Below are 7,610 nucleotides of genomic sequence, written 5' to 3'. Positions count from 1 at the left end.
CCCACGTCAGCATCGACAAGCTGATTGCGGTGCACCGGGCGACGCACCCGAGCCGGTTGCAACGGCACAGGAGCGAGCCCGCCGAGGCCGTCAAGGGTCCGAGCCTGGACGAGGCCCGCGAGGCGTTGCTGGGCGTGGTCGATGCCGATGCCGACGACGCCGAGTGAGCCGGCATGCCCTCGACCTCTTGGCGTCACGGCCCTTGCGGGGGCAAGGCCCGCGCCGTCGGCCGCAGCACCGGCCTGCACAGGCCCACAAAGCCAGGCGCTTGCGCGCAGAGCTGGAGGCAGGCCGAGCCCGGCATCGAGCCGGGCGCGCCCTGGGCCATCGCGGCGGGGTCAATGGCCTGGCGGCCATCGAACATAACGCGGACTGCCGCCACAGCGCCCGTTCGTTCGCCAAGCTCTCTCCTTGGGCACTGCGGCGGCAATCAGCGTTATGTCTTCGCCCCGCCGCGCTCGCCTTCAAGCCAGTTGCGGCCGGCGCCGCAAAGGGTTCTGGCCAGGCGCCGCGCTGCGGCGCAGTCATGGAAGTTGGCCCCGCCCGGCCACCCGTCCGCCCCCGTGGGGCTCCCCAGCTCCCCCCACTGGCTGCCCAGCGTAGCGCCGTGCTCGCCGCGTCAAGGCCAAGCCCTCGCCCAGGCTCGGGCGCGTGCTGCGCACGCGGCCTTGACCCGGCTGCGGCTCGGCGCTCCTTGGGCCAGCCAGTGGCGCTCGCGGTGAGCAGCCAGGCACCCACTCAAGGAGAAGCACCATGCCCCGAAAGAACACCCGCAAGACCGTCACGCTCAAGCTGCCGGCCGAGTTCATCGAGCTGTGCCAAGGCGACAACGTCGAGCCCGAAGACGTGCTGCGCGGCTTCATCGCCGACCTGGCCGAAATCGTGAGCTGGGCGGACAACCCGCGCACCGACGGCTATGCCAGCAACGGCTCGGACGAGCGGCGCTACGCGATGGAGTATTACGAGCGGGTGGGCTGGCCGTGGCTGAACAAGCCGCTGCGCTGAAGCACAGCACACCCAACCAGGCCGGCGTCACCGTCATCGGGGCGCCGGCCTTCTTCATGGGTTCAATGGTCAGTGCGGCCGGTGGCCGCGAGGGATCGGCCAGGCGCCGCGTTGCGGCGCAGTCTTGAAGGGTTGGCCCCGCCCACCCGCGAGGCCGGGCGCTACGCGCCCAGGCCCGCGCCTGGGTGGCCCGGACCCCTTGCAGGGCGCGCCAGGCCAGTGGCCTGGCCCTTCGCCAGGCACAAGCCGCCCACTGGGCGCCTTGTGTCCGGGCTCAGCCCCCGAGGGGCTCCCTCCACCGGCGCGCTGCGGTGCCGGCGCTCACCGGTCGGCTGGTGGCCAGGTCCAGCATCTCAAGCCGTGCTGGCCGCTGACGCGGCCCGCACCGGCACAGCCGGTGCGCTGAACACGCCCGCAGCTTCGATGCGGTGCAAGCCGAGGTCTCGCCTTGCACCGCACCGGCCAGCGTATTGATGTCGGAGCGCGTCAAGGGTTCGCTGCGCCGCTGCGCGCCCTTGACCCGTTCACCAGCGGTGACGCGGCCACGGCCCAGAACAGCCAGCGGCTAAAAGGACGGTTGTTCGCGTGCGGGCGCGCAGCCAGAATGCGCCTCTAAGCAAAAATCACTGCCAACCCGGGAGCGCGTCTTCTTCATCCGCCCGCAAGCCCTTGAGGCGTCTAGCAAAAATGCCTTGTCCTACGACGACTGGTCGTCGGGGGCAATCATTTACGCATACGTGGGCGGAAACCCGCTGAGCTACACCGACCCGGATGGGCGCATTGTGCAAGCGCTGCCCTACCTTGTGCCAGTTGTAATCGTAGGATGCGCGCTGTCGCCTGGTTGCCGTGATTGGCTGAAAAACCAGATGCAGCCCAAACCTCTGGCTTCTTCGCCTTTGGACGGCGATTTGAGCTGGCCCTCGTTTCCACCATTTAGGCCCACCGCTACTCCTGATGCCGACAAAGAGGCGCACGATAAATGTCAAGCGGCATACGAGGCGCAAATTGAAGTTTGCAAAATGACCAGTTCGACGCCGCGAGCCCGGGAAGCCTGCTATGCGCGTGCGGTTAATCAGTATGGCGAATGTATAAAAAAGAATTGCAGATAATGCAAAAAGAATTCCAAATCCTAGTAGAGAGAAAACTCGTTTTGCAAGACCGTAGTACGGGTCAAAAGGGTGAAATTCGGCTTGCGATAGGTCAGCCATATTGGAGCGACCCAGGAATGGAAGGCTCTTGCCCAGTCGCGTTATATGGTTACCACGGGCGGCTCGCGGATATCAGGGGAATTGACCCGCTGAGTGCTTTGGCGCTGGCAATCCCATTTCTTGAGTCACTGCTAGAAGGGTTGCCGGAAAATCTGACGGTCTACTGGCCTAGCGGCGAGGCGTACTTCGACGAGTAGCCCGGTAGGTTGGGGTCATTGACCCCAACGCCAATCCTGTCGAGGGAGGCAGGTCGCGCCTCCAACCCTGCCGTCGCTCGTCCCGGCTGTCTGCGCCGTGGTCTCGCCCCTGGCATCCGACATCGGCCTGGCGCCCCATGTTGACCAACCGTGACCGTCGGGGCGTGCGGGCGTAACAGGCGCCCCGCTGCGGACGGGGCGCCGATCTGCCTTCGCCGCCCAAAGGCCCTGCTGGCGTCCAAGACGCCCAAGACGCCTAGAGCGCCTTGTAGCCCATTGAGCTGAAGCAGCGGCCCGGGCGCAGGAGGCTGCAAACCACGATCCCGGCCGCCTGGCCCAGGTCAAGGCCGAGCAGCGCAAATCGACTTCGTGATCGCCGGGCATGCGCTGCCGGTCCGGCGGCTTTAGGCCGCCGCGCGAGCGGCAGCGCTTGGCACCCACGGCCCGCGCAAAATCATTCAGCCGCTGGCCCCGGCCACCAGCGGCGGGACACCGCCGCCCCCTTCAAAAAGCACACACATTACGCACGGCTTCGTTGATATCGCGATTCACAAAAAATCCATAAAAAACAATGAGTTAGCGTGGTATCTCGGAGGGAATGAAAGCCCCGTGGTTCACCCTGGGGCGCACCGAATATCAAGCAAGTCAACAACTTGGCAGTGGTAGCGTTTGCTACCACGGGAGTGAGCCTGAGCCAAGGAGACGCCGGCTCAAAGGGCCTTGCAACCGTCTTCGGGGTGGACCCCAGCACCGCGCTTGGAGCGCGCGTGAAGCCCCAAACGGCCGGCCCGACCCCCAGCGGGTCGTAGCGCGTCAAGACCTCTTGGACGACCGGGAGCTGCCGGTTATGGTTGCCGCCCAAAACGGCTTAACGCTCGCGCGCCTTGCGGGCCAGGAAGGAGGGCCAAAGCTGCACACGAAGCATGGGGTCAGGTCTCAAATATAAACCCCCACAGCCCACCCGAACCCGCTAGATTCCCCCCATGTCTCGCCCTCTCCGCATCGAGTTCCCCAGCGCGCTGTATCACGTCACCTCGCGGGGTGACAGGCGCGAGGACATCTTTGTCGATGACAACGACCGGGCGCGTTTGCTGGCGGTCGTGGGGCAGGGGCTGGCGCGGTTTGACGCGCAGTTGCTGGCCTACTGCCTGATGGGCAACCACTACCACTTCGTGCTGCACACGCGGCGCGCCAACCTCTCGTTGTTGATGCGCCATGTCAACGGCGTCTATACCCAGGCCTTCAATCGCAGGCACGGCAAGGTGGGGCATCTGTTCCAAGGGCGCTTCAAGGCGATCCTGGTGGACCGTGAGGCCTATCTGCTGGAGGTGTGCCGGTATGTGGAGCTGAACCCGGTGAGAGCGGGCATGGTGGCCGGGCCGGCCGGTTGGCCGTGGTCCAGCTACCGGGCGCACACCGGGCAGGCCGACGCGCCGGCCTGGCTGGGCAGCGAAGAACTGTGGGGCCATCTGCTTGGCGAAACGCCCGACTCGCCGGCGGGCCGCCTGCGTGCGCAGCGGGCCTATGCCGACCTGGTGGCAGCCGGGCACGGCGTGGCGCTGTGGGCGGAGGGCTTGAACCGCCAGATCTACCTGGGCGATGACGAGTTTGTCGACCGCATGCTGGAGGCGGCATTACCCAGCGCCAAGCGCAGCGCGCCTGTACCCAAGGTCCAGCGCAGTTCAACGCTCGGCTTGGCGGACTGGCTGGCGCGGTGCGAGAGCCGGGAGGACGCGCTGCTTTGCGCGCACACCCAAAGCGGGCTGAGCATGACGGCGATGGCTCGCGAACTGGGATTGACGGTGGCTCGCGTGAGCCAGCTGATCGCCCGCGCGGAACGCGGTAGACAAGGCTGAAGTGAAACTGCCCCTCGCCCAGTCACGCCCCGCTGCACGCGGGCGAGCCCGGTCGGTCCCCCAAGGGGACGACGACGCTCGCGGCATTGAGCCGCTCGCATCGTCAGGCGGGCCGGCTTGGGAGCGGCCCGGCGCTCGGCCCGAATACCTCGTTTTCATCGCGGCTGAAGCATCCCGCGCAGCCGTGCAAGGCGCCATGCCTGTACTCACGGCGTTAGGCCGGCCACGCCTCGCGCGGGAGGGCCCACAGAAGGACGCAGAAGGATTTACCGACCGCTTCGGTCGGTGCAGCGAAATCCGGTAAAGCCTGCACCCCTGACCCCGTCGACAGCGGCGGCCAAAGCAGGCAGTCCGTTGCCCCGCGAGTCGCCCCACGAGTTGCCCGGCGAGTACGCGAGCCCGGCGAGAGTGCGTCAATGCCGCACGGCCGCCGCCGTGGCACCGGCTTGGGCACGCGCCTTGCGTTTGCTGACCTGCGAGCACACCGCCTCGCCACACGGAGACACGCCATGAAGAACATCCTCGCCGCCTCACTGATCGCCTTGGGCGCGCTGGCCACCACGGGCTGCGCAGTCACCAGCGGGCAGAGCACCGTCGGCCAGTATGTGGATGACGCCACCGTCGCCACGCGCGTCAAGGCACGCTTTGCAGAAGACCCGGGTGTCAGCGCCATGCGCATCCAGGTGGAAGCGCTCAAGGGCACCGTGCAGCTGGCCGGCTTCGCCATGTCGCAGACCGAGAAGGACCGCGCCGGCCAAATTGCCCGAGGTGTTCCTGATGTGAAGGAAGTGCGCAACAACATCATCGTCCGCCCGGCGAACTGAGGCCCCTCGCCCGGGCACCGAGGGGACGGCGACGGATGCGGCATTGAGCCGCAAGCCGCACCCAGGACGGTGACGCTGCTGTAGCGGGCGGCGGGACTCGCGCCACCGCCCCATCCTTCCGGGAGCGCTGCTTGCCTGACGCGCCGGCATGCCGCTCATGCCGCATGGCGATATTCTCGGCCGCCCTCGCATTGCATCTGCCCGTGCCGGTTTGGCGCCCGACCCTCCCCCTCTCGATGCCCGTCACCATCCGCTCGCGTCTTCTATTGCTCGTGCTGGCTGTGCTGCTGCCGGGCATGCTGGGTTTTGGCTGGTTGATCATCAGTACCTACGCGGCCGAGCGCGAGGCCCACGAGCGCTATCTGCGCGACACGGCGCGTGCGCTGTCCATGCTGGTGGACGGCGAGCTGTCGCGCCGCGCAACCATCGCCCATGTGCTGTCGCAGTCGCCCGAGTTGGACGGGCCGGCGCCGCCGGAGCCGCAGCGGCGCCTGGCCTTCGAGCAGCAGGCGCGCCGCGCGATGCAGGGCCTGGGCGGCTGGGTGGAATTGCGCGCGCCCGGCCGCGTGTTGCTGAGCACCCGCCTGCCTCAAGGGAGCAGCAGCGAGGCGCCAGGCCCGGCCGAGCTCAGCCCGACGGCGCTGATGCAGCCCCTGCAGACCGCAGCCGTCGGTGCCGCCAGCCAGGAGGTGACCGAGCCCTACGGCGCCTGGGTGGAGCCGGTGCGACGCGGGGGCGAGCTGCTCTACAACCTCGTCGTCACGGTGCGGCCGTCGGAGCTGCAGCGCATCGTGCAGACGCAGGGCAACCCAGGCTGGATCGGCTCGGTGGTGGACAACGCGGGGCGCGTCGTCGCGCGCCAGCCCGGCGGCAGCGCCTATACCGGCCGCATCGCGGGTGCCGACGTGCGCGCCCACATGGCCGCGTCGCGTGAGGGCAGCTTTCATTCGGTCTCGCTGGACGGCGTGCCCACGGTGGGCTACTTCAGCACGTCGCCGCTGGGCTGGAGCTATGTCAGCGCCATGCCGCGCGAGGCCTTCGCGGGGCGCCTGCCTGCCGAGGTCGTGCGACTTGTTGCGGGCGCGCTGGCCCTGCTGGCCCTGGCCGTGGCCGGCGCGACGTGGGTGGCGCGGCGCATCGAGCACCCCATCCGCACCTTGAAGGCCGCCGCCCAGGCGCTGCAGGCCGGCCGCCCGGTGCAGTCTGGCGGCACCGGCATGGTGGAGTGCGACGAGGTGGCCGCCGCGCTGGCCGCAGCCGGCCGCAGCATGGCCGGCGCGCAGCACGAGCTGGAGCACAACGTGACCCACGCGGTGGAGCGCACGCGGCTGGTGGAGCAACGCGCCGCGCAGAGCCAGCGCGTGGAGGCGTTGGGCCGGCTCACGGGCGGCGTGGCCCACGAGTTCAACAACATGCTGGGCATCATCAGCAACAGCATGCATCTGATGCTGCGCCATCCCGCCGCCGCCGAGCTGCAGGGGCCGCTGGGAGCCACGCAGCGCGCCGTCGACAAAGGCGGCCAGCTTACCCAGCACTTGCTGCGGGTCTCGGGCCGGCGCCCCGGCGTGCGCATGCAGACGCTGCCGCTCGCGCGCTACCTCCCCGAGGTGCAGGAGCTGCTGCGCAGCGTGCTGGGCCGGCGCATCGAGATCCAGGTGCAGGTGGCGCCCAACGTCCAACCGGTGCGCGTGGACGCCAGCGAGCTGGACCTGGCGCTGGTCAACCTTGCCCTCAACGCCCACGACGCCATGCCCTCCGGCGGCGAGTTGCGCCTGTGCGCCAGCAACGCGACGCCAAACGACATGGAAGGTTTGCCGCAACTGGCGCCCGGCGACTACGTGCTGCTGACCGTCAGCGATGACGGCATCGGCATGGACAGCGATCTCGCCGAACAGGCTTTCGAGCCCTTCTTCACCACCAAGCCGGTGGGCCAGGGCAGCGGCCTCGGGCTGAGCCAGGTCTACGGCTTTGCGACGCAGGCCGGCGGCACCGCCCACCTGGCCAGCACGCCGGGCCTGGGCACGACGGTGTCGCTGCTGCTGCCGGTGGCGGGCGATGGCGACGACGCCCGCCCGCTGCCGCCTGCCGCAATGGCGGCGCCGGTGAGCATCGACGCCGCCGCCGTGCTGCTCGTCGAGGATGACGCGGCGCTGGGCGACATGACCGCCGCGCTGCTGAAGGCGCACGGCGCGCGCGTCATGCGTGCCGCCAACGCCGACGCCGCTCTGCGGCTGCTGGATGCGGGCGCCGGCATCGACATCGTGCTCAGCGACATCGTCATGCCCGGCCCGCTGGACGGCATTGGCCTGGCGAGGCGGCTGCGCGAGCTGCGACCCGAGCTGCCGGTGGTGCTGATCAGCGGCTTCACCAACCGGCCGATGGCCGAGGGCGAGTTCACCGTGCTGCGCAAGCCCTGCGCGCCGGCCGAGCTCCTGGCGGCGCTGCAGACGGCACTGGCCGTGGCCCGCTCGGCCAGGCCCGGCAGGTAGTTGCAGGCACGTCGCCTGCCAAGGGAAGACC

7 protein-coding genes are annotated in these 7,610 nt (G+C 68.8%); all 7 read left to right on the top strand.

All coding sequences use genetic code 11. From position 1 onward, the window contains the following. Window positions 1–753: 753 nt before the first annotated feature. The 7 genes from ABIS05_RS14990 (at window position 754) to ABIS05_RS14960 (ending at window position 7,579) form a co-directional block, all read left to right on the top strand. On the top strand, window positions 754–1,005 hold the full coding sequence (locus ABIS05_RS14990; RefSeq protein WP_348009380.1) for a hypothetical protein: 252 nt from the start codon (window positions 754–756) through the stop codon (window positions 1,003–1,005). Then, on the top strand, window positions 981–1,133 hold the full coding sequence (locus ABIS05_RS14985) for a hypothetical protein (protein WP_348009379.1): 153 nt from the start codon (window positions 981–983) through the stop codon (window positions 1,131–1,133). Before ABIS05_RS14990 ends, ABIS05_RS14985 begins: the two co-directional genes overlap by 25 nt. A gap of 564 nt (window positions 1,134–1,697) precedes the next feature. Continuing rightward, on the top strand, window positions 1,698–2,114 hold the full coding sequence (locus ABIS05_RS14980; RefSeq protein WP_348009378.1) for a hypothetical protein: 417 nt from the start codon (window positions 1,698–1,700) through the stop codon (window positions 2,112–2,114). Then, on the top strand, window positions 2,114–2,410 hold the full coding sequence (locus ABIS05_RS14975) for a hypothetical protein (protein ID WP_348009377.1): 297 nt from the start codon (window positions 2,114–2,116) through the stop codon (window positions 2,408–2,410). Before ABIS05_RS14980 ends, ABIS05_RS14975 begins: the two co-directional genes overlap by 1 nt. Window positions 2,411–3,393: 983 nt before the next feature. Beyond that, the gene (locus ABIS05_RS14970; protein ID WP_348009376.1) at window positions 3,394–4,266 is read left to right on the top strand and encodes a transposase; all 873 of its coding nucleotides are present in this window, start codon (window positions 3,394–3,396) and stop codon (window positions 4,264–4,266) included. A gap of 509 nt (window positions 4,267–4,775) precedes the next feature. Further along, the gene (locus tag ABIS05_RS14965; protein ID WP_348009375.1) at window positions 4,776–5,090 is read left to right on the top strand and encodes a BON domain-containing protein; all 315 of its coding nucleotides are present in this window, start codon (window positions 4,776–4,778) and stop codon (window positions 5,088–5,090) included. Window positions 5,091–5,326: 236 nt separating this feature from the next. Continuing rightward, the gene (locus tag ABIS05_RS14960) at window positions 5,327–7,579 is read left to right on the top strand and encodes an ATP-binding protein (RefSeq protein WP_348009374.1); all 2,253 of its coding nucleotides are present in this window, start codon (window positions 5,327–5,329) and stop codon (window positions 7,577–7,579) included. Window positions 7,580–7,610 lie beyond the last annotated feature (31 nt).

This window comes from Roseateles sp., assembly GCF_039929605.1.
Lineage (GTDB): Bacteria > Pseudomonadota > Gammaproteobacteria > Burkholderiales > Burkholderiaceae_C > Pelomonas.
The sequence above is the reverse complement of the archived record's forward strand: the minus strand, read 5'-3'. Positions and strand labels throughout refer to the sequence as shown.

Bases quoted from the DNA above. Each gene is read 5' to 3' on its own strand.
- ABIS05_RS14990 (WP_348009380.1), top strand. From the start codon at position 754: ATGCCCCGAAAGAACACCCGCAAGACCGTCACGCTCAAGCTGCCGGCC.
- ABIS05_RS14975 (WP_348009377.1), top strand. From the start codon at position 2,114: ATGCAAAAAGAATTCCAAATCCTAGTAGAGAGAAAACTCGTTTTGCAA.
- ABIS05_RS14970 (WP_348009376.1), top strand. From the start codon at position 3,394: ATGTCTCGCCCTCTCCGCATCGAGTTCCCCAGCGCGCTGTATCACGTC.
- ABIS05_RS14965 (WP_348009375.1), top strand. From the start codon at position 4,776: ATGAAGAACATCCTCGCCGCCTCACTGATCGCCTTGGGCGCGCTGGCC.
- ABIS05_RS14960 (WP_348009374.1), top strand. From the start codon at position 5,327: ATGCCCGTCACCATCCGCTCGCGTCTTCTATTGCTCGTGCTGGCTGTG.